22 protein-coding genes are annotated in these 21,381 nt (G+C 59.5%); 10 read left to right on the top strand and 12 right to left on the bottom strand.

Annotated features, from left to right (window positions below; translation table 11 throughout):
* Positions 1 to 22: 22 nt before the first annotated feature.
* From AKG12_RS15125 to AKG12_RS15135, 3 genes are read right to left on the bottom strand one after another with little or no spacing between them, the layout of a single operon-like run.
* Entirely contained in the window at positions 23 to 1,108 is a 1,086-nt protein-coding gene (locus tag AKG12_RS15125) for a 5-(carboxyamino)imidazole ribonucleotide synthase (RefSeq protein ID WP_046799929.1), read from the bottom strand.
* A complete protein-coding gene (purE, locus tag AKG12_RS15130; protein WP_077767952.1) occupies positions 1,108 to 1,608 on the bottom strand; it encodes a 5-(carboxyamino)imidazole ribonucleotide mutase in 501 nt (166 codons plus the stop codon). The genes AKG12_RS15125 and purE overlap by 1 nt, the downstream gene beginning before the upstream one ends.
* A gap of 14 nt (positions 1,609 to 1,622) precedes the next feature.
* A complete protein-coding gene (locus tag AKG12_RS15135) occupies positions 1,623 to 1,826 on the bottom strand; it encodes a YdcH family protein (RefSeq protein ID WP_006314698.1) in 204 nt (67 codons plus the stop codon).
* 235 nt (positions 1,827 to 2,061) lie between these two features.
* Between AKG12_RS15135 and AKG12_RS15140 the strand changes: the two genes are divergently transcribed.
* Complete coding sequence (locus AKG12_RS15140; protein WP_046799928.1) at positions 2,062 to 2,238, top strand: YdcH family protein; 177 nt, start codon at positions 2,062 to 2,064, stop codon at positions 2,236 to 2,238.
* A 105-nt stretch (positions 2,239 to 2,343) separates the two neighbouring features.
* Here the strand turns inward: AKG12_RS15140 and AKG12_RS15145 are convergent, their stop codons facing one another.
* Positions 2,344 to 3,108 (bottom strand): sulfite exporter TauE/SafE family protein, encoded by a 765-nt coding sequence (locus AKG12_RS15145; RefSeq protein ID WP_046799927.1) that lies wholly within the window; start codon positions 3,106 to 3,108, stop codon positions 2,344 to 2,346.
* Positions 3,109 to 3,212: 104 nt separating this feature from the next.
* On the opposite strand from AKG12_RS15145, the gene AKG12_RS15150 reads away from it, so the two are divergent.
* The 6 genes from AKG12_RS15150 to AKG12_RS15175 all read left to right on the top strand — a co-directional run bounded on the left by AKG12_RS15150 (position 3,213) and on the right by AKG12_RS15175 (position 9,929).
* Positions 3,213 to 3,866 carry a thiamine phosphate synthase gene (locus AKG12_RS15150; protein ID WP_052819682.1) on the top strand — a complete coding sequence of 218 codons (654 nt, stop codon included), beginning with the start codon at positions 3,213 to 3,215 and terminating at the stop codon, positions 3,864 to 3,866.
* Between the two features lie 8 nt (positions 3,867 to 3,874).
* Positions 3,875 to 4,975 (top strand): tetratricopeptide repeat protein, encoded by a 1,101-nt coding sequence (locus tag AKG12_RS15155; RefSeq protein ID WP_052819443.1) that lies wholly within the window; start codon positions 3,875 to 3,877, stop codon positions 4,973 to 4,975.
* Between the two features lie 164 nt (positions 4,976 to 5,139).
* Entirely contained in the window at positions 5,140 to 5,940 is an 801-nt protein-coding gene (locus tag AKG12_RS15160; protein WP_046800033.1) for an inositol monophosphatase family protein, read from the top strand.
* Positions 5,941 to 6,140: 200 nt separating this feature from the next.
* Entirely contained in the window at positions 6,141 to 7,160 is a 1,020-nt protein-coding gene (locus AKG12_RS15165; RefSeq protein WP_046799925.1) for a hypothetical protein, read from the top strand.
* 2 nt (positions 7,161 to 7,162) lie between these two features.
* Entirely contained in the window at positions 7,163 to 8,194 is a 1,032-nt protein-coding gene (locus AKG12_RS15170; RefSeq protein ID WP_046799924.1) for a peptidoglycan -binding protein, read from the top strand.
* Positions 8,195 to 8,282: 88 nt separating this feature from the next.
* The gene (locus tag AKG12_RS15175) at positions 8,283 to 9,929 is read left to right on the top strand and encodes an FAD-binding dehydrogenase (RefSeq protein WP_052819444.1); all 1,647 of its coding nucleotides are present in this window, start codon (positions 8,283 to 8,285) and stop codon (positions 9,927 to 9,929) included.
* Positions 9,930 to 9,934: 5 nt separating this feature from the next.
* On the opposite strand, the gene AKG12_RS15180 is transcribed toward AKG12_RS15175, so the two are convergent.
* The gene (locus AKG12_RS15180) at positions 9,935 to 11,734 is read right to left on the bottom strand and encodes an ABC transporter transmembrane domain-containing protein (RefSeq protein ID WP_052819445.1); all 1,800 of its coding nucleotides are present in this window, start codon (positions 11,732 to 11,734) and stop codon (positions 9,935 to 9,937) included.
* Positions 11,735 to 11,993: 259 nt separating this feature from the next.
* On the opposite strand from AKG12_RS15180, the gene rpmE reads away from it, so the two are divergent.
* The gene (rpmE, locus tag AKG12_RS15185; RefSeq protein WP_046799921.1) at positions 11,994 to 12,215 is read left to right on the top strand and encodes a 50S ribosomal protein L31; all 222 of its coding nucleotides are present in this window, start codon (positions 11,994 to 11,996) and stop codon (positions 12,213 to 12,215) included.
* Between the two features lie 147 nt (positions 12,216 to 12,362).
* On the opposite strand, the gene rcdA is transcribed toward rpmE, so the two are convergent.
* From rcdA to AKG12_RS15200, 3 genes are all read right to left on the bottom strand, one after another.
* The gene (gene rcdA / locus AKG12_RS15190) at positions 12,363 to 12,878 is read right to left on the bottom strand and encodes a protease adaptor protein RcdA (RefSeq protein WP_046799920.1); all 516 of its coding nucleotides are present in this window, start codon (positions 12,876 to 12,878) and stop codon (positions 12,363 to 12,365) included.
* 403 nt (positions 12,879 to 13,281) lie between these two features.
* A complete protein-coding gene (locus tag AKG12_RS15195; protein ID WP_046799919.1) occupies positions 13,282 to 13,473 on the bottom strand; it encodes a DUF1192 domain-containing protein in 192 nt (63 codons plus the stop codon).
* The gene (locus AKG12_RS15200) at positions 13,470 to 14,759 is read right to left on the bottom strand and encodes an MFS transporter (RefSeq protein ID WP_052819446.1); all 1,290 of its coding nucleotides are present in this window, start codon (positions 14,757 to 14,759) and stop codon (positions 13,470 to 13,472) included. Before AKG12_RS15200 ends, AKG12_RS15195 begins: the two co-directional genes overlap by 4 nt.
* A gap of 136 nt (positions 14,760 to 14,895) precedes the next feature.
* On the opposite strand from AKG12_RS15200, the gene AKG12_RS30745 reads away from it, so the two are divergent.
* Complete coding sequence (locus tag AKG12_RS30745; protein ID WP_003497629.1) at positions 14,896 to 15,051, top strand: hypothetical protein; 156 nt, start codon at positions 14,896 to 14,898, stop codon at positions 15,049 to 15,051.
* 57 nt (positions 15,052 to 15,108) lie between these two features.
* Here AKG12_RS30745 and AKG12_RS15205 read toward each other — a convergent pair whose 3' ends face one another.
* From AKG12_RS15205 to AKG12_RS15215, 3 genes are all read right to left on the bottom strand, one after another.
* A complete protein-coding gene (locus tag AKG12_RS15205; protein ID WP_052819447.1) occupies positions 15,109 to 16,134 on the bottom strand; it encodes a class I fructose-bisphosphate aldolase in 1,026 nt (341 codons plus the stop codon).
* 191 nt (positions 16,135 to 16,325) lie between these two features.
* Positions 16,326 to 17,528, bottom strand: a complete 1,203-nt coding sequence (locus AKG12_RS15210; protein ID WP_052819448.1) for a phosphoglycerate kinase — start codon at positions 17,526 to 17,528, stop codon at positions 16,326 to 16,328.
* A 67-nt stretch (positions 17,529 to 17,595) separates the two neighbouring features.
* The gene (locus AKG12_RS15215; RefSeq protein ID WP_052819683.1) at positions 17,596 to 19,461 is read right to left on the bottom strand and encodes a potassium/proton antiporter; all 1,866 of its coding nucleotides are present in this window, start codon (positions 19,459 to 19,461) and stop codon (positions 17,596 to 17,598) included.
* Positions 19,462 to 19,882: 421 nt separating this feature from the next.
* Here AKG12_RS15215 and AKG12_RS15220 point away from each other — a divergent pair, with 421 nt between their 5' ends.
* Entirely contained in the window at positions 19,883 to 20,143 is a 261-nt protein-coding gene (locus AKG12_RS15220) for a hypothetical protein (RefSeq protein ID WP_046799915.1), read from the top strand.
* 186 nt (positions 20,144 to 20,329) lie between these two features.
* Here AKG12_RS15220 and gap read toward each other — a convergent pair whose 3' ends face one another.
* The gene (gene gap / locus AKG12_RS15225; RefSeq protein ID WP_046799914.1) at positions 20,330 to 21,340 is read right to left on the bottom strand and encodes a type I glyceraldehyde-3-phosphate dehydrogenase; all 1,011 of its coding nucleotides are present in this window, start codon (positions 21,338 to 21,340) and stop codon (positions 20,330 to 20,332) included.
* Positions 21,341 to 21,381 lie beyond the last annotated feature (41 nt).

Here is a 21,381-nt window from a genome sequence, read left to right on the forward strand (position 1 = left end):
AACACTTTCCGGTGTCTTTGCCTTAAAAGACTGAGGCTTTTCCTGTGTGCAAAAGCTCGGTCACGTGGCCCATCTTGCGGCCGGGCCGTGCTTCCGTCTTGCCGTAGAGGTGCACGAGACAGTCTTTTTTCGACAGCCATGCCGGAACATCATCAATGTCGTCACCGATGAGGTTGGTCATGACGCAATCCGAATGACGGACCGCGCTGCCGGGGGCAAGGCCAGATACCGCGCGCATATGCTGCTCGAATTGCGAGATCACACAGGCTGCTTCCGTCCAGTGGCCGGTATTGTGCACGCGCGGCGCCATTTCATTGGCAACCAGAGAGCCATCGGGAAGCACGAAGAATTCGATGCCGATGACGCCGACATAATCGAGCGCCGCCAGAAGCTTCTCCGCAGACTGGACGGCAACTGCCGCAGCCGCTTCGGAGAGCGCTGCCGGCACGGTCGATGTGTGCAGAATGCCGTTCAGATGGACGTTTTCAGCCGGATCGTAGCAGACGACGGTGCCGTCCCTGAAGCGAGCGGCGATGATCGATATTTCCCGCTCGAAGGCGACGAAGCTCTCAAGGATGAGCGGCACGCCACCGAGCGCGTCGAAAGCACCCGTGCTGTCCTCGCCGCCGCGGAACAGGCGCTGTCCTTTGCCGTCATAACCCATGCGGCGCGTTTTCAGCACGCCCTTGCCGCCGAAAGCTGCCAAGGCGGCCTCCAGTTCTTCCTGGCTGTCCACGGCGCGAAAATCGGCCGTCGGAATGCCGCAACCGTTTAGGAAGCGTTTCTCGGTCAGCCGGTCCTGTGAGGCGTTGAGCGCCTGCGGCGGCGGATAGACGGGAACGGAGGCGGCGAGCGTTTCGGCTGCCGCCACAGGCACGTTCTCGAATTCGTAGGTCACGACATCGCAGCGACGGGCGAGTTCCGCAAGGGCGCGCTCATCGTCATAATCTGCGACGATCTGGTCGTTGCAAACCTGGGCGGCCGGACAATCAACCTGCGGTTCCAGCACGATGGTACGGTGGTTGAGGCGCGCCGCCGCCATCGCCAGCATGCGGCCAAGCTGCCCGCCGCCAATGATGCCGATGGTCAGATCATTCATCTTCGCCATCACTGGGCGCTGTCCATCGGATATTCGGCGACAGCCGCCGACTGGCGTGCGCGCCATGCATCCAGCCGGTCGGCCAGATCGTCGTCGCCAAGCGCCAGAACCGCGGCCGCAAGGAGTGCGGCATTGATGGCGCCGGCCTTGCCGATGGCAAGCGTGCCGACAGGAATGCCGGCGGGCATCTGCACGATGGAATAGAGGCTGTCCTGTCCGGACATGGTCTTGGACTGTACGGGAACGCCGAAGACAGGCAGCGGCGTCATGGCGGCCGTCATGCCCGGTAGATGGGCGGCGCCGCCCGCGCCTGCGATGATGACCTTGAATCCTTCGTCTTTGGCGCCATTGGCGAAGTCATAAAGCCGGTCCGGCGTGCGGTGGGCGGAAATGATGCGCGCTTCATATTCCACATCAAGCGCATCGAGCGTATCGGCGGCGTTCTTCATGGTTTCCCAGTCAGACTGGCTGCCCATGATGATGGCGACGGGGGGTGTCTCTGCTGTCACGTGATTTCTCCAGATCAGGCGATGATATCGGGAATGACCTGATCTTCGATCTGGGTCATCTTGTCCTTGACGGCCAGCTTCTTCTTTTTCATGCGCTGTATCCGCAGCGCGTCGCAGCTGGTCTGGATCATCGCGTTGATCGCCGCGTCATAGTCCTCATGCTCCTGGCGCAGCCGCGCCAGCGTGAGCCTGATGTCCGCCTGGTCCTGATCGGGCATCTTGTCATCCCCATTTTATGCCAGCCGGATAGCCTCCGGCGCGTATGTCATCGTTCACGAGCCTCTATCATCAAATCGCGGTAACGGGAAGTTATCCCTTGCGACCAAATTGCCCACTTATTGCCTTCATTTCGCCTTCGACAATATCGGTAATCCATGTCACATTGTCGTCGCAAACCTGAAACTCCAGCGATGGAGAGCTGGAGGTAGGTTTAAAAAAGGAAGGACGTGCCGCATGACCATTCAGGCTCATATTGCATCGCTCGAAAAGAAACACGGCGCTCTGGAGGAGCAGCTCGAAAGTATTCTTGCTTCCCCGTCTTCGGACGATACGGAGATTGCCGACCTCAAACGTCGTAAACTGCGCCTGAAGGACGAATTGCAGAGGCTCAAAGCCTCCACTAGGCATTGAATAATGACAAACCGCAGCCTTCGATAAAATGAAGGGCTGACGGTTGGATTTCTTTAAGCCCTGGCAGCACCGCGGTGCAGCCGGGGCTTTTTATTGGCTCGAAGGCTATAAAGGCAGTCCGTCCCATAGCAGTTTCAGCGCCGCGACAAGCGCCATGGCATACATGAGCGGATAAAACACCGCCGGTTTCATGTATTTCACCACCTTTGCGCCGGCAAGTGTCGCCAGCATCGCCACCGGCAGCAGGCTTGCCGATGTCTTGAGGTTGGTGGCGTCCAGCGCGCCCAGTGCGAAGTATGGGATGAGCTTGATCGCGTTCATAATGGCGAAGAAACGGACGCTCATGCCGGTATAGGTTTTGGGATCGAGCTTCAGGGGGAGGACATAGATCTGGAAAGGCGGGCCGCCGGCATGGGCCACGAAGCTTGCATAACCCGACAGGCTGGACCAGAGCGTTGCGGCTGTCGGTCTTTGCGGTTTCGCCGGAATTGCCTGTCCCCTTCGGCTTTTGAAGCTCTCGTAAAAATAACGCATGACGAAGAGGATGGTAACCGAGGCGACGACAAGGCGCATGGCGTCTGCCGATATGAGGCTCGAGGTGGCCCAACCGAGCGTAATGCCGGCGATTGCGCCGGGTAGCATGATGAGGAGCGTCTGGCGATGATTGTGGTGCCGCCAGGCCCAGAGCGCAACCAGATCCATGACGATCAGGATCGGCAGGAAGATCGCCGCAGCCTGCACGGGCGGGATCGCAAGCGCCATAAGCGGCACGCCCATTAGTGCCAGCGCACCGCCCAGTCCACCCTTGGAAAGGCCGACAAGCACGACTGCGGGAATGGCGACGAGAAAAAAATGAAAATCGGTCAGCATGGATGGATGGTTGATCCTTTCGCCGGTCCGGTTTATCGGATTTATCTTATCAAAACGAGTGCAGATCGCGCCGGAAGTGTCTTCTGCCTGAAATGGACGAACCGATGACCATAGTTGACGACCGTTGCCGCCTTGTCCTGATCGTCCCGCAATCGGGCGATGCGCAAAAGCAGGCGACAGATTTGGAGGGCGCACTGCGTGGCGGCGATGTGGCTTCCGTCATCATCCCGCAATACGACCTGGATGACGCCTCTTTTCAGAAATGGGCCGAACTCATTGTGCCGATCGTTCAGAAGGTGGGTGCTGCTGCCCTCATCGCCGGCGACAGCCGCGTCGCCAGCCGGGTGAAGGCGGATGGCCTGCATGTGGCTGGTAATGCCGAGGCGCTTGCCGAGGCCGTGGAAAACTTTACGCCGAAGCTCATTGTCGGCGGCGGCAATGCGGATGACCGCCACAAGGCTCTGGAGATGGGCGAGTCCAATCCGGACTATGTGTTTTTTGGCAAGTTGGAAGGTGACATCAAACCGGAGGCGCATCCCAAAAACCTGGCGCTCGGCGAGTGGTGGGCGTCGATGATCGAAATCCCGGCCATCGTCATGGGCGGTACGGATCCGTCGTCGGTGGTTGCCGTGGCTGAAACCGGCGTGGAATTTGTGGCGATGCGCGGAGGCGTTTTCGACAATGCCGCCGGTGCCGCCCAGGCCGTTTCTGAAATCAACGCTTTGCTTGACGAAAAAGCGCCACGGTTTGGCGGTTGATACAGGCGATGTTCATGCGCTCGGTTCCTTTTTGCTTCTCCGTTTCGCTGCTGGCGCTCGTTTTCGGCCCGCCGGCGGGCGTTGCCTTTGCTCAATCCGGGCCGCAGAGCGAAAGCAATGCGCTCTCCCGCCAGATGGAGGATGAGGCGCAGCCTTCCCGTCAGGGCAGGGTGCAATCCGAGGAACAGAAGGATCTGCAACCGTCGCAGGGCGTCAATGTCTATCAGCGCATGGGCGCGGACCTGCCGGCACTGCCGCCTGAGAAGGAATTCAAGGGGCGAGTGGATGAGGCCTACGGGCATTTCCAGCGCGGCGAATATGTGCAGGCGCTCGACAAGGCGCTGAACCGCGCGCAGAACGGCGACGCGTCCGCACAGACGCTGGTCGCCGAAATGATGTCGCGCGGCCTCGGCATTGCCCGCGATGAGAAGACCTCGGCCTTCTGGTATCAGCAGGCGGCGCAGGGTGGCGATCCCGTCGCCATGTTCAAATTCGCCCTGATCCTGATGGAAGGCAAATTCGTCACCCGCGACAAGGTCAAGGCCGACGATTTCATGCGCCGTGCAGCGGAAGCCGGCAATGCGTCCGCCCAGTTCAACTGGGGGCAGATACTGGTTTCGGAAAATCCCGGCGCCAAGGGCTTGCTGATGGCCATGCCATTTTACGAAAAATCTGCCGAGCAGGGCATTGCCGACGCGCAATATGCGGTGTCGCAGATTTACTGGTCGGTCAAGGATGTGCCGGCAGACAAGAAGGCCAAGGCGCGGGACTGGCTGATGCGAGCCGCAAAGGCAGGATACGATACTGCACAGGTCGATCTCGGCATCTGGCTGGTCAACGGTTTTGGTGGCGAGAGAAATCTGGAAGAGGGCTTCCGCTGGCTTTATGGCGCAGCGCAGCGCGGCAATGTCATTGCGCAGAACAAGGTGGCGCATCTTTACATTCAGGCGCTTGGCACCCGGCCCGATCCGGTGGAAGCGGCCAAATGGTATGTGCTTTCCCGCCGCGCCGGGCTGAAGGATCCGGCTCTCGAGGATTTTTATCTCGGCATCACCGACGAGCAGCAGAAAAAGGGGATCGAGGCCGCAAATCGTTTCCGCCCAACGTAATGCAGGCCCGGTCTTCCGGTGCCAGCTTGCCGATGCGGGCTTTTTGCCTTGAATTTCCGCGCGTTTTGTGGTCTTGAACCGCAAACTTTCAATTCAAGAAAATAATGACGTGCCTGCCCGATGCGCTTTCGGGCGGTTCGCAAGCTTTCCAGGAAACAAATTCGATGGCCCGTTCAGCCCTTCTCAATGTCATGGTTCAGGCCGCCATCAAGGCGGGTAAGTCTTTGTCGCGTGACTTCGGTGAAGTGCAGAACCTTCAGGTTTCAGTCAAGGGACCGAGCGATTTCGTCTCGCAGGCAGACCTGAAAGCCGAAAAGATCGTGCGCGACGAGCTGATGAAAGCCCGCCCGACCTACGACTTTCTGGGCGAGGAAGGCGGCGAGGAAAAGGGCTCGGATGGTGCGCATCGCTGGATCGTCGATCCGCTTGATGGCACAACCAATTTCCTTCACGGCATTCCGCATTTCGCCGTTTCCATTGCGCTGGAGCGCAACGGGGAAGTCGTTGCCGGCGTGATCTTCAATCCAGCCACCGACGAACTCTACACCGCCGAGCGCGGCGGCGGCGCTTTCCTCAACGATCGCCGCATTCGCGTTGCTGCGCGCAAGGCGCTGACCGATTGCGTCATCGGCTGCGGCGTTCCGCATCTCGGCCGCGGCAATCACGGCAAATTCCTCGTCGAGCTTCGTCACGTCATGGGCGAAGCTGCTGGCATCCGCCGTATGGGCGCTGCAGCACTCGACCTTGCTTATGTCGCAGCGGGCCGTCTCGATGGTTTCTGGGAAGCCGAACTTTCGCCCTGGGATATGGCGGCCGGCCTGGTGCTGATTCGTGAGGCCGGCGGCTTTGCTTCCGACATCAAGGGCGGCACGGATATCTTCGGCAGCGGCACTGTTGCAGCTGGAAATGAATATATCCACAAGTCGCTTGTGGAAGTCGCGAACCGCCCGATACCGGGCCGCTGATCGATTTCGGCAGAAAACCTGCCGTTTAATGCAAGTTTCAGGCGCCCGGCGAACCCCTGCCGGGCGTTTTTGTTTTTCTTCGCACGGTCCGCTTCCGGTTTTGTAAAATGCCTGTGACGAAAGACCGGCTTTTCGCTTCAAATCGTCGCAATTTTCAAATAGCTTCCGCTAGATACGTGACCGAAGGGAATGCGAACGTTATGGCGGATTCGGAGTTACTTGATCTCGGCGTCGAGAAACCGGTGGCCACGCGGCAATACAGCCACAAGCTGTCCAGCCCCACACCGTTTCTGTGGACGATGGTTCTGTTTCTGATCCTCGTCGGTTTTCTGGCGGCCATTCTTTACCGGCAGGCGCATACCGCCTTCATGACCAATCCCGGTCTCAACGGCTTCATTCTTGGCGTTCTCGCCATCGGCATCATTCTGGTGTTTACCCAAACCATGAGCCTGCGTTCCGAAGTGCGCTGGTTTAATGCTTTCCGCGCCGCCGGCAGCGCCGAAAAGGTTGGCCGCGCGCCGAAATTGCTCGCCCCCATGAGCACGCTGATCGGCAAGCGCGGTGAAGTCAGGCTTTCCGCCGTCACGCAGCGGACCATTCTCGATTCCATCGCGACGCGCCTTGATGAGACCCGCGATACATCGCGTTATCTCGTTGGCCTTCTGGTGTTTCTCGGCCTGCTCGGCACCTTCTGGGGCTTGATCGGCACCATCGGCGCCATCAGCAATGTCATCCAGTCGCTCGACCCGAGCGCCGGCGACAGCAACGATATTCTAGGTTCGCTCAAGGCCGGTCTCACTGCACCGCTGGCGGGCATGGGAACGGCGTTTTCTTCGTCGCTTCTTGGTCTCTCAGGCTCGCTGATCCTTGGTTTTCTCGATCTTCAGGCGGGACGTGCGCAGAACCGCTTTTACACCCAGCTTGAAAACTGGCTGTCTTCGGTAACGGATACGGGCGTGGAAGGACCGAGGGAGTTCAAGGCGGAACCGGGCGCCATGGTCAGCACCGAGCGCTCGCTTGCGGCCATGACCAGCCTTGCCGAAGGCATTCAGGGCCTCGTCAAGAATATGCGCAGCGAACAGCAGATGCTGCGCGACTGGATCGAGGCGCAGCAGGAGGAATCGAAATCGCTCCGCCGCACGCTTGACCGATTATCGACCCGGATCGACAGCGAGACAAAATCTCCCGGACGCACCCGGCACGATAACGGGAGCGAGTAGCCATGGCGCTTGCGCGCAACCGCCGCCGCGACAGGGGTGTGGATTATTGGCCGGGTTTCGTCGATGCGCTGTCGACGCTGCTCATGGCCATCATGTTTCTGCTGACCGTCTTCGTGCTGGCGCAGTTCGTGCTGTCGCGGGAAATTACCGGCAAGGACGAGGTGCTGACGCGCCTCAACAGCCAGATTGCCGAATTGACCGAACTTCTGGCCATGGAAAAGGGCAACAAGCAGGATATTGAGGACGCGCTGGCAAGCCTGCAATCGACGCTCGCGTCATCGGAAAACGAACGGTCGCGCCTGCAGGCGCTTCTCGATGCGGGATCGGGCAGCAATGCCAACGCCAATGCCCGGATCGGTAGCCTGACCGGCGAACTGGACGACCAGAAACAGGCCAATTCCCGTGCCTCTGCGCAGATCGAATTGCTCAACCAGCAGATCGCGGCGCTGAGGGCACAGATCGCTTCGGTGGAAGCTGCCTTGCAGGCATCGGAAGCCAAGGACACTTCCTCTCAGGTCAAGATCGCCGATCTCGGCCGCCGCCTCAATGTCGCGCTGGCGCAGCGGGTGCAGGAACTGAACCGCTATCGTTCGGATTTTTTCGGCCGGCTGCGTGAAATTCTTTCAGACCGCGAAAACATCCGCATCGTCGGCGATCGATTCGTCTTCCAGTCCGAAGTCTTGTTTCCCTCCGGTGGCAACGACCTCAATCCGGCAGGGCAAATTGAAATGGAGAAGCTCGCGGCTGCACTGATCGATCTCGCCAAGGAAATCCCGGCGGAGATCAACTGGGTCCTGCGCGTGGATGGCCATACGGACAATGTCCAGCTTTCCGGTTCGGGCCGTTTCCGCGACAATTGGGAGCTTTCCTCGGCCCGCGCCACCTCGGTGGTGAAGTTCCTGATCTCCAGGGGTGTGCCGGCAAACCGGCTGGTTGCCGCTGGTTTTGGCGAATATCAGCCGATTGCAGAAGGCGATACGCCTGATGCGCGGCAGCAGAACCGTCGTATCGAACTCAAGCTGACCGAACGCTGACATCGCCGCCGCATCATGGTGGTTGCCTTCTTGCCGAAGTGGATTTACGTTCGCGTAAAGGTAATTCCGTCATATCTGGGAGGGGTTGATGGAACGATATGATGTGATCGTTGTCGGTGCAGGGCTTGCCGGGCTGGTTGCGGCGACCGAAGCGGCCGAACGAGGACTGAGCGTCTGTGTCGTGGATCAGGAGGGCGAGCAGAACCTTGGCGGACAGGCCTTCTGGTCGCTGGGAGGTCTGTTTTTTGTCGATAGCCCCGAGCAGCGCCGGATGCGGGTGCGTGACAATCTCGATCTCGCAAGGCAGGACTGGTTCGGTTCGGCTGGTTTCGACCGTCCCGAGGATTATTGGCCACGCCGCTGGGCTGAAGCCTATCTGACTTTCGCCGCTGGTGAGAAACGTGAATGGCTGCACCGCCTCGGCATGCGCTGGTTTCCTGTGGTCGGCTGGGCCGAGCGTGGCGGGGCGCTGGCCGATGGTCACGGCAATTCCGTTCCGCGGTTTCATGTGACTTGGGGAACCGGCCCCGGCGTGCTGGCGCCTTTCATCGAAAAGGCGAAGGCCATGGCGGCAAGTGGCCGGCTCAACTTTCGTTTCCGCCACCGCGTCGACCATCTGGATATCATCGATGGCCGGGTGACTGGCGTTTCCGGTGCGGTCCTTGCAACGGATCCGGTGTTGCGTGGGCAACAGAGCAGCCGCGAAGTTGAGGACGATTTCACCCTTTCGGCCGCGGCGATTATCGTCAGTTCGGGTGGCATTGGCGGTAATCAGGAGCTGGTACGGCGCAACTGGCCGGTGGAGCGGCTGGGCAAGCCGCCGGCAGATATGGTCTGCGGCGTGCCGGCACATGTGGATGGCCGCATGATCGGGATCACCGAAGCGGCGGGCGGAGCCGTCATCAACCCTGATCGCATGTGGCACTACACCGAGGGTGTGAAGAACCACGACCCGATCTGGCCGGGCCACGGTATCCGCATCCTGCCCGGCCCCTCATCCTTCTGGTGCGATGCGGATGGAAACCGTCTTGCCGCCCCCGCCATGCCGGGCTTCGATACGCTCGGCACGCTAAAAATGCTGGGCGAGCGCGGCAGCGGTCATAGCTGGTTCATTCTGACCAAGGCGATCATCAAGAAGGAATTCGCCCTCTCAGGCTCCGAGCAAAACCCGGATCTGACGGGTAAGGATGTGCGGCTGCTGCTCAAAAGGCTGGGCAAGGAGCCGCCGGGGCCGGTGCGGGCTTTCATGGAACACGGTGAGGATTTCGCTGTCCGCGACACGCTGGAGGAGCTTGTGGTGGCAATGAACGCCATCAGCGGCGACGCGCGGCTGGATATCGATCATATCCGCCGGCAGATTGAAGCGCGTGATCGGGAAATCGTGAATGGTTTCAGCAAGGATGCGCAGGTAACCGCGATCCATGGCGCGCGCCGTTATCTCGGCGACAAGCTGATGCGGACCGCAAAACCGCACCGCTTGCTTGATCCGGCGATGGGGCCGTTGATCGCGGTGCGCCTGCACGTGCTGACGCGCAAGACGCTCGGCGGCCTGCATACGGATCTTGAGGCGCGCGTGCTGGATGCTGCCGGTGAGCCGGTGCCGGGCCTTTATGCCGCTGGCGAAGTGGCCGGTTTTGGCGGCGGCGGCATGCATGGCTATAATGCGCTCGAAGGCACATTCCTTGGCGGTTGCCTGTTTTCAGGCCGCATTGCGGGGCGCAGCGTGTTGGCTTAAACGGCTCACGCCTGGGCGCGCAGCTCATCCGGGCCGGTCTGGAATTGCAGTCGGGCGAGTCGTGCATAAAGGCCGTTCTGGCGAATGAGGCTCTGATGTGTGCCTTCCTCGATGATGCGGCCGTCATCCATCACCAGAATGCGGTCTGCCTTCAGAACCGTGGCGAGGCGGTGGGCGATGACGATGGTGGTACGGGTGTTCATCAGCTCATCGAGCGCCTTTTGCACCAGCGTTTCGCTTTCCGCATCGAGCGCCGAGGTCGCTTCGTCGAGAAGCAGGATCGGCGCGTCGCGCAGAATGGCGCGGGCAATGGCGATGCGCTGGCGCTGGCCGCCGGAAAGTGTCACACCGCGCTCGCCCACCTGCGTGTCGTAACCATCTGTCAGGCGCTCGATGAAACTGTCGGCCTGGGCGGCGATGGCGGCGGCGCGGACCTCTTCGCGAGTCGCCTCCGGCCGGCCGAAGGCGATATTATCGTGAATGGATGAGGCAAAGATCGCCACATCCTGCGGAACGATGGACAGGCGTGCGCGCAGATCGGTAAGGCTGATGTCACGAATATCAGCGCCATCGACCGTGATGCGGCCCTGTTGCGGATCGTAAAACCGCATCAGCAGCGAAAACACCGTGCTTTTGCCCGCGCCTGATGGGCCGACAATGGCAACGGTTTCACCGGCGCCGACCTTGAAGGAAAGGCCGGAAAGGGTCGGGCGTCCCGCCGCCAGCGGATAGACAAAATCGACATTTTCGAATTCCGCTTCGCCGCGTGGCGGTTGCGGCATGGCGAGGGGCGCCGTGGGTGCCGCGACGGGCGAGCGCTCGTTCAACAGTTCGGAAAGCCGTTCGGCGGCACCACCCGCCTGCGCCAGTTCACCCCAGACTTCCGAGAGTTGGCCGAGGCCGCTTGCGGCGATGACCGAATAAAGCACGAACTGACCAAGCGTACCCGCCGTCATGCCGCCGGAAAGGACGCTCTGCGCGCCATACCAGAGAATGCCGACGACGCTGCCGAAGACCAGCGCAATGGCGACCGCGGTGAGGATGGAGCGGGCGCCGATCGCCGCGCGTGCACCCTGATAGGCCGCTTCCACGGAGGCGCCGTAACGGGCATTCGCAAGCGCTTCGGCATTGAAGGACTGCACCGTGCGGCTCGCGGCGATCGTTTCGGACGCATAGGCGGCGGAATTGGCCAGCGTATCCTGCGTCGTGCGGGAGCGGGCGCGAACAGACCGTCCAAAGGCGATCAGCGGAAAGACGATGAAGGGAATGGCAAGCAGCGCGAGGCCGGAAAGGCCGGGGCTGGTATAGATCATCATTGCCACTGCGCCACAACACATGATGATGTTGCGCAGCGCCACCGAGGCCGATGAACCGAAAGCTGAGCGTATTTGCACCGTATCCGCGGTCAGCCGCGAGGTCAGTTCGCCGGAGCGGTTGCTATCGAAAAACTGCTGCGACAATGTGGTGAGGTGGGCAAAGACATCGTGACGCAGATCGGCGACGACCCGCTCACCAATGGTCATGACATAATAATAACGCATGGCGCTGGCGAGCGCGAGCAGGACGGCAATCGCCAGAAGCACGGCGAAATAGCTGTTGATCATGCCGCCATCCGGCGTCTGGAAACCGTGGTCAATGATGCGACGAACGGCAAGCGGCAGGGCCAGTGTGGTGGCGGAAGAAAGAACAAGCGCAAAAAGGGCGGCCGCCATCAGGCCGCGATAACGCCTGAGATAGGGAAACAGGCTGAAAAGTGGCTTCAGGCTTCTCTGTTTTGCCGCTTTCTGCTCTTCTATGTCTGCCACGTGCCTGATGCTCCTCGTTCCATGCCATTTTTGGCTTTTTAGGGAGAGATTTCCGGCGTGCGGTAAAATTCCTGCCCTAGCGGCCATCTCCTTTCACAAGGGTATGGCAGGCTCTTGTTATCTCGGCGACCTTCATGTATAGGCTCCGCATCGAATTGGGAAGCCATAGCCCATCTGGTCTATGGCTTCATTTATTGAAATGGCTCAATTGACGCAATTGCGGCAATGGACCGCACGTCACTTAACCAGGAAGATTGTCATGAAGGCTGATATCCATCCCGCTTACCACACGATCAAGGTGGTCATGACCGATGGCACCGAATACGAAACCCGCTCCACCTGGGGTTCGGAAGGCGCTGTCATGAACCTTGAAATCGACCCCAAGTCCCATCCGGCATGGACGGGCGGCAACCAGCAGCTTATGGACCGCGGTGGTCGCGTTTCCAAGTTCAACAAGCGTTTCGGCAACCTCGGTTTCTGATTCTCTTGCGAACGGATCGTTTAAAAAAGCCCGGTAAAACCGGGCTTTTTTGTTGCCGTTTCCAGGGGCGACAAACGGTATTGGCGGACACAAAAAAGCAGGCTGGTGAGCCTGCTTTTCAAATTGTCCGGATAAGGTGGTCTTTTCTCAGTTGATCGAGAAAGCCGTGCGCAGGAGATTGAGCTGCGCCTGCACGCTGTTTTCATTGTCCGGCACCTTGGTGGCTTCGGTCGGACGATAGATTTCGCGGTCGAGCAGGGCGATGCGGTTCTGGAGGCGCAGCGAGCGCTCGATAAGATCGCGGAAGGATTCCGGCAGGTCGTTCCAGCCGGGCGCGTTGCGGTCGACGTTGAAGCTGTCGAGACGCACCTTGCTCTTTTCGCTCAGAACCTGGTCTCGCGTCATTTCGCCATTGTTGACGGCGCGCTGCAGAAGCAGCCAGGAGGCCATCTGCATCAGGCGAGTGGTAAGGCGCATCGATTCCGCTGCATATAGCACCGATGCCATGCGCGGCAAAACCTTCGAGGCAACACGGCCGGCGCCGTCGAGATAGCTTGCCGTTTCCTCAACCAAAGTCATGCCTTCAGTATAGAGGGTTTTGAACTGGTTGGAAGCAGCAGCGCGCCCCGCAAAGCTTATGGTATTTAAAACCTGTTCCGACATTTCTTTAAATCCCTGCTCACGCACCACACTGTCAGGCAACGAAGACTCGGATGTTTTGTTCCGGCCTTTTAGTGTTTTCAGGATGGTATCTTTACCCGAAATGCGCAAGGCAATTATTAAAGAAGGGTTAATACCCACAGTTTTACCGAATCCGGTGCGCGGTAAAAAAAGAGCCGCGAAAGCGGCTCTCAAGGTAAAACAGGGAGAAAAATCAGACCAATTCGCCGAATGGAGAAGATGCCTGAGGTCCAGAAGAACTGGACATGTATAGTAATCTCTCAGAAAGCTTAATTTTTGGTTAATGGTAAACGAAAGACTGCGCCAGAATATTTATTCCCGTTTACCATCAGCGCGGCAGACTGCCGCCGAAGGGCATTGCCTGCGGCCTTTTCTTGAATTGCTCTCAGGATCGGAAGAGGTTCTCCGCCGCTAGTCGGCCGGCGGATTTTCGTGTCCTCTCCTCCTCCAGCCGGGTGATTTCCGCTTGCAGAAGGTCGATACGGCTACCCAACTCATCGACTGAAAGAAGGCTGAGATCGCTGCCGATCTCATGCGCCACGGGTTTTTGTGGGCGGTCATCGTCAAAGAGGCTCATATGCCTGCTCCTTTTTCCACATAGTCGCCATCGTCTTCGGGATATTGCGGCGCGCGGGGGTCAAGCGCAATACTTTCCGGCGTGACGAGCGGTGAAGGTGTGGTTGGCATCATCGTCGAGAAATTGTCCTTCTCGCCGGTTGAAAGGGCGGCGCGCTGACGGCTTCTGATGATGGCATAGGCGGTGATCAGCACGTGGGCCACGGCTGTCACAAAAAACAGGGCATAAGGGCCGGAATAGGTCATGACCGCGCCGCCGAGTGTTGGGCCGATAATGGTGCCGATGCCGTAAAGCAGCAGCAATCCACCCGAGACCTTGACGAAGTCTTCAGCGGCGGCATAGTCGTTGGCATGCGCCACGGCGATGGGATAAAGCGCGTTGGCGGCGGCGCCGTAAATGGCGACCATGGAAATCAGCACATAGACATCACGCGGCTGCACCACGGCAACGGCAAGGCCCGCGACGGCGCCAAGCCCGGCCAATCCAGCCAACACGTAACGGCGGTCTATCCGGTCTGAAAGACGGCCTGCCGGAAATTGCGCCAGCGCGCCGAAGAAAATCGTGACGGACACCATGATGGCGATCATGGTCGGGTCCAGGCCAGCCCGCGCGCCGAAGACGGCGCCGAGCGTACCATACGCACCGTTGGCGATGCCGATCATCAGAATACCGATGAAGGACACCGGTGAATTGCGGTAGAGCGCCGGTAAATCCAGACTGACCTTCTGCAAGGGTTGGGGGCTCGCCGCCTTGGAAAGCGTGGCCGGCAGAATGGCGATGCAATAGATGATGCCGCAGATCATGAACAGCGACGTATTGCTGATGTCGCCCATCGGCACGATCATCTGCCCCGCCACGACGCCGAGCAGCGTGATGGCGATATAGAGCGAAAAGATCATGCCACGGCTCTCATTGGTGGCGCGCTCGTTCAGCCAGCTTTCGATGATCATCGAAGTGCCGGCCGTGCAGAAGCCGGTAAGTGCGCGCAGGGCAATCCACCAGACATCATCGACGATCAGGCCGGTCATCAGTACCGTCAGGCAGATGAGCGCGACAAAGGAGCCAAAGGCCCTCACATGCCCCGCACGGCGAACGATGGCGGGCGCCACAAAGCAGCCGATGACGAAGCCGGCCGCCCAGGAAGTGCCGAGAAAGCCCAGGGTTTCATTGGAGTAACCTTCCGCCGAACCGCGAACCGGCAGCACGAGGCCCTGCAGGCCGTTGCCGAGAAAAAGAAACAGAGTGCTGGATAAAAGAGCGAATACGGGTAGAAGATTTCTGCTCATGAAGACACTCTCATGCGTTCGGACGGGCGGTCGGACAGGTCACAAAACGGGATTACCCGAATGAGTTGCACTCTTCTGGTGAACGGTAAAAATGTCCAGCCTGTGACGATGCAGAAATAAAGAAAAGGCTCAATAAATGACAAAGGCGATCGGCCTTTTTTTACTGCTTGCCATGGTGGTCCAGATCATCCGGCCGCTCGGCCTGCCGGGTCTTAAGAAAAGAGGCGATTGCTGGAAGATAGCGGTCGCAGCCTTTGTCATCTGGTCGGCGACGCTGCTTCTGCGCCCGTAAAGAAAAAAGCCGCCCATGGGGCGGCTTTGATTTTTCGGCATGGCTGTCGGCCTGGCCTTATGCGGCCTTTTCGAGTTCCAGCTTCCAGTTGCCCTTTGCGGCAAGGCTGTTCATGGCGGCGCGGTGCGTGAAGGCACGCTGGCCGGCAGCGACATTCTCCTGCTTGCCGCCCCATGTCTTGAGCGCTGTATCCTGGAGGGCACGGCCATACGAATAGGTCAGCGACCAGGGCAGGTCGTAGCCGGCATTGATGGCGGAGAGATGCGCCGTCGCCTCTTCGGAGGACTGGCCGCCGGAAAGGAAGGCGATGCCCGGAACGGCGGAGGGCACGGTCGCCTTCAGAACCTTGACGGTCTTTTCCGCCACTTCCTCGACGGAAGCCTTGCGGGCCTTCTTGCCGTCGATGATCATGTTCGGCTTGAGGATCATGCCTTCAAGGTTGACGCGGGCGTCGAACAGGTCCGCAAAGACGGTCTGGAGAACCCATTGCGTGACTTCCGCACAGCGATCGATGTCGTGCGTGCCGGGTTCGCCGTCCATCAGCACTTCAGGCTCCACGATCGGCACGATATCCGCCTGCTGGCAGAGAGCGGCGTAACGGGCGAGCGACTGGGAGTTAGCCTTGATCGAACCCCAGCTCGGACGCTGCTCACCGATGGTGATGACACCACGCCACTTGGCGAAACGGGCGCCAGCCTCGTGGTATTTGCGCAGGCGCTCGTAAAGACCGTCGAGGCCTTCGGTGATGAATTCATGTGGGTGGTAAGCCATCGGCTTTGCACCGATATCCACCTTGATGCCCGGCAGGCTGCCGGCCGCCTTGATGATATCCACGAAAGGCGTGCCGTCGGCAGCCTTCTGGAACAGGGTCTCTTCATAAAGGATGACGCCGGAGATGTATTTCTTCATGGCGTCGTCGGAGCGGAACAGCATCTCGCGATAGTCGCGGCGGGCGGTCTCGGTGGACTCCAGATTGATGCTGTCGAAACGCTTTTTGATCGTTCCTGTGGATTCGTCGGCGGCGAGCAGGCCCTTGCCGTCGGCGACCATTTTGATTGCGATGTCTTCGAGACGTTCGGTCATTTGCTATTCTCCCAAGGCACAATAAATTCCCGATAACAGAAGTTCCAGGGCAGGGAAATGGCACGCTAACTCATTGAAACGATTGAAATGATTTCAATCGTTTGAAACTTTTCCTCCCATGTGCGCTTACCAAAAAACAAGGCCGGCCAAGCAGGGCTTGTCCGGCCTCGTGTCAGGCAAGTGAAATGAGTTTACTTGGCGGCGGTCAGGATGGCAACGCCCGGCAATTCCTTGCCTTCCATCCATTCGAGGAAGGCGCCGCCCGCTGTCGAGATATAGGTGAAATCGTCGGAAACACCGGCATGGTTGAGCGCCGCGACCGTATCACCGCCACCGGCGACGGAAACGAGTTTGCCCGATTTCGTGCATTCGGCGGCGTGTTTTGCAGCTGCAACGGTCGCCGCATCGAAAGGCTCGATTTCAAAGGCGCCGAGCGGGCCGTTCCAAACCAATGTTTCGGCGCGGGAAATCCAGGCCTTGATGCTTTCAACCGATTTTGGGCCGACATCGAGAACCATGGCGTCAGCGGGAATGGCGTTGATATCGACCGTTTCATTGGCCGCACCGGCCTTGAACTCGCGGGCCACCACGCCGTCTTCCGGCAGGACGATGGCGCAACCGGATGTCGCCGCCTCGATCATGATCTGTTTTGCGGTTTCGGCCAGATCGTGTTCGCACAGCGATTTGCCGACATTGGTGCCGCGTGCGGCAAGGAAGGTGTTGGCCATGCCGCCGCCGATGACGAGGGCATCGACCTTCTTGACGAGGTTCATCAGGAGATCGATCTTGCTCGAAACCTTCGCACCGCCGACGATGGCAACCACAGGACGGACCGGCTGGCCGAGACCCTTCTCCAGTGCCTCAAGCTCGGCCTGCATGGTGCGGCCGGCATAAGCGGGCAGATGGCGTGCAAGACCTTCGGTGGACGCGTGGGCGCGGTGGGCGGCGGAGAAGGCGTCGTTCACATAGATGTCGCCATTGGCCGCCAGAGCCTCGACGAAGGCCGGATCGTTCTTTTCTTCGCCCTTGTGGAAACGGGTGTTTTCCAGAAGCAGGATATCGCCATCGTTCATCTTCGCGACCGCATCCGCTGCCGGCGCGCCAATGCAATCGGCTGCGAAGGAAACGGCGTGATCGAGCACTTCCTCGACGGTGGGGACGATCTGCGAAAGCGACATGTCGGCCACCGGTTCGCCCTTCGGCCGGCCGAAATGGGCAAGCAGAATGACTTTCGCGCCCTTGCCGGACAGCTCCAGAATGGTCGGTGCAACCCGCTCGATACGGGTCGCGTCCGTTACTTTGCCATCCGCAACCGGCACGTTGAGATCAACGCGGACGAGAACGCGCTTTCCGGCAATGTCGTTAAGGTCGTCGATGGTCTTGAAAGCGGGCATAGGTCGATCCTGATTTGTTGCGAGTTCGGCACGGACCATACTATGCCTGATTGCCGACGCAAGCCGGTCAGGCCTCATTTTCTCTCACTGCGTTCGAAGGCGCGGCAGTGTCCTCGATGGCATTGCCGGAGCGCAATTGACGCCGCTGCGCCAGATGGTCGCGCACCCGGCGGATGATCTCGCCGAAGCTGATGAAGATCGGCAGGCTGGTGGCCGGCTCGACCGGTTCCAATGAGATGCCGATGCCGGTGATGGCCTCATGTTCGTCCAGCGTTCGAACGATGAGGACAATGGAACCGAGGCGCACGCGGTCGGCATAATCGGCTTTTCCGGCAAGACGCGCCTCGATCAATTCGGCGATGCTCATGGCTTGTTCGGTCTGAGAAATCAGGCCGGGACCATAGGCCGCATCCAGCTCTTTGGCCGGTCGGGCGGGGGAGATCGCGAAGGTGCCAAAGAAATCGGCGTCGTCATCGGCAACCGGCAGGGCGCTGGCGAACAGCCGGTCGATCAGGCGGGAATAGCCGGGCGCGATGAAAAGATAGACGAGATCGTTTTCGCGCAGCCGGCCGGCATATTGGTAGCGGATCGACTTGCCGTCGCGCACCACCAGCGAGGGCATCGCCCAGCGTGGAATGCGCTCGCCCTGCATGATGGCGCTGCCCTTGGCGACACGGTAGGAAATCAGCTCGTGATTGGCGGTGCCGGGAAGGTCCACTTCCAGCTTGTCGACGTCGCCCATGCGCGGGGGCACGATCAGCCCGAGCCTTGTCGCCACCGGCTTGATGGTCCAGCCCTGCACCAGCAGCGATACCAAAACGATGATGAAGGCAGCGTTGAAATAGATCTGTGCATCGTTGAGCCCACCGAGAATGGGCATGATGGCAAGCAGGATGGAAACCGCGCCGCGCAGGCCGACGCATGCCACGAAGGATGTTTCCTGCTGGGTATAGCTGAAGGGCATGAGGCTGAGCCACACCGCGAGCGGGCGGGCGACGAAGATCAGGAAAAGCGCCAGCAGCACGGCCGGGATGGCGATTGCCGGAAATTGCGACGGGGTGGCCAGAAGGCCGAGCATCAGGAACATGATGATCTGGGCAAGCCAGGTCAGCCCCTCATGGAAACGTCTGATGGTCTCCTTGGCGAAAATCCTGCGGTTGCCGGCAACGATGCCCGCCACATAGACCGCCAGAAAACCACTACCGCCAATTGTCCCTGTGAAAGAGAAGACAAGTAGCGCCAGCGCCAGCACGAAGATCGGCGCAAGCCCGCGGTCGGCGGCGAAGCGATTGACCACGGTGGCGATCATGACGCCGCCGAGCAGGCCGAAAATCACGCCAAGGCCCATCTGCTCAATGAAAAGCAGCAAAAAGCCGCTGTCGATGCCGGCCAGCCCCTGGCCCTTGGCGATGATTTCGACCAGGGCGATGGTGAGGAAGATCGCCATCGGATCATTGGTGCCGGATTCGACTTCAAGCGTCGAACGCACCTGATCGCGGATATGGATGCCGCCGATGCGCAGCAGGAAGAACACGGCCGCCGCATCCGTGGAGGCGACGATCGCGCCGAGCAACAGTCCCTCCAGCCAGGAGAGCCCGAGGAGCAGGGCGGCCGCGCCGGCGAAAAAGACGGAAGTGAGGATGACGCCGACTGTGGCAAGTGCGACGGCGGGGGCTGCCGAAAGTCGGAAGGACTGTATCGACGTGCCGAAACCGGAGTCGAAAAGAATGACGGCAAGCACAAGCGAGCCGAGCATATAGGCAAGCGGATTGTTGGTAAATTCGATGCCGAGGCCATCTACGCCTGCGGCAAGGCCGATCATCAGAAAGAGCAGCAGCAGCGGTGCGCCGAACCGGAAGGCGATGAGGCTGGAAAAGGCTGTGACGAGAACCAGAACAGTTGCCACGAGCAACAGGAGATAAAATGATTCCACGTCCACCGCCTCATTCAAACCGCGTTGGCCGATGCAATGAATGCTCTGCGCGTCTGCAGCCAATGCGCCACGGGTTGCGGTCTGTCAGCGCTTCAGTCGGTTGGCGTTGAAAGGCGACGCAAGGCGGGGTGTATCGCATGATACGGCAGGGCCGAAGTGCATTGCGCACGACCGTTGTCCCTGTGCTTCTTGTCGGTCTCAAAATGGACCAGACAAAGGCAGGAAATGGGAATTTTTTCGGCGAGTGGGCGAAGGTGCGCGCTTGAAGCAACGCCTGTCCCGCGCCTGGAGCTTTTGCTTGGGAGGGATAGGCAGATTGTTGAAATAGATTCGGCAGCCGTGTTTTCACGTAACATAGCGATAATCCAGCTGCGCTAGTTGTCATCTCCGAATTGCTTTTCATCATTACCGGAGCGATCGGATGAAACGAATATCCATCTTTATATTACTGGCGGCGGGCTCGATTGTTTCGGGTTGCTCCAGCACTGAGCAGACAGCTGAAAACATGGCCGCGCAACGCGAGCGTTGTCGTGTCTTTGGCTACCCTGAAGGTTCTCGGGATTTTGCCGACTGCATGATGAAGCTTTCCATGCAGCAAAGTGATTTGCGGCAACAGACTTTCGATACGATCTGGAGCAGTGCCGGTTCACACGACCCGATCATCATCAACAACAGAAAGTGAGGGTTGCCTGCCGGAAGGCTGGCGACGGGCTGGTTCCTCTCGCCTCCGGTGATTGTTTCGATCCGAAGCGTCCCCGCCTTGCTTCAGGATCGGCGCCGGTGGGATCCCTCAGTCCCGCCGGCTTTTTTTGACAAACAAAAACCGGCAGGATTGCTCCTGCCGGTTTTTTGATGGAGCGATTTATGCTCAGATGGTCTTTGCGAAGGCGACGGCCGTGTCCGACATGCGGTTGGAGAAGCCCCACTCATTGTCGTACCAGGACAGGACGCGCACGAACCTGCCTTCCATGACCTTGGTCTGATCGATCGCGAAGATCGACGAATGGCTGTCATGGTTGAAGTCGCGGGAAACCAGCGGTTCTTCGGTATAGCCGAGAATGCCCTTCAGCTTGCCGTTGGAAGCGGACTTGATCGCTTCGTTGATTTCCTCAACGCTCGTGTCGCGCTTGGCGATGAACTTGAAGTCGACGACCGAAACGTTCGGGGTCGGAACGCGGATAGATGTGCCGTCCAGCTTGCCCTTGAGGTGCGGCAGAACGAGGCCAACAGCCTTGGCGGCGCCCGTCGAGGTCGGGATCATGGACAGGGCTGCGGCGCGGGCGCGGTACAGATCCTTGTGCATGGTGTCCAGCGTCGGCTGGTCGCCCGTGTAGGAGTGGATCGTGGTCATGAAGCCATGATCGATGCCAACGACGTCATCGAGAACCTTCACAACAGGCACGAGGCAGTTGGTGGTGCAGGAGGCGTTGGAAATGACCAGATGGTCCTTCGTCAGCTGGTCGTCATTGACGCCGAAAACGACGGTGAGATCAGCGCCGTCAGCCGGAGCGGAAACGATGACGCGCTTTGCGCCAGCCGTCAGGTGAGCGGCGGCCTTGTCGCGGGCGGTGAAGATGCCCGTGCATTCGAGCGCGATATCGACACCCAGTTCCTTGTGCGGCAGCGTTGCCGGATCGCGAACGGCCGTTACCTTGATCGGCTTGCCGCCACCGACAATGATCGTGTCGCCTTCGACCTTTACGTCGGCCGGGAACTTGCCGTGGATCGAATCGTAGCGCAGCAGGTGAGCGTTGGTTTCAACCGGGCCGAGGTCGTTGATGGCAACGACTTCGATATCGGTGCGGCCGGATTCGACGATGGCGCGCAGAACATTGCGGCCGATGCGGCCGAAGCCGTTGATGGCAACTTTTACAGTCATTTACAGTCTCCCGATCAAGATATGGGCTTGGTCTTTGCGTG

It is taken from the genome of Agrobacterium sp. SUL3 (assembly GCF_001263295.1).
GTDB lineage: Bacteria > Pseudomonadota > Alphaproteobacteria > Rhizobiales > Rhizobiaceae > Agrobacterium > Agrobacterium tomkonis.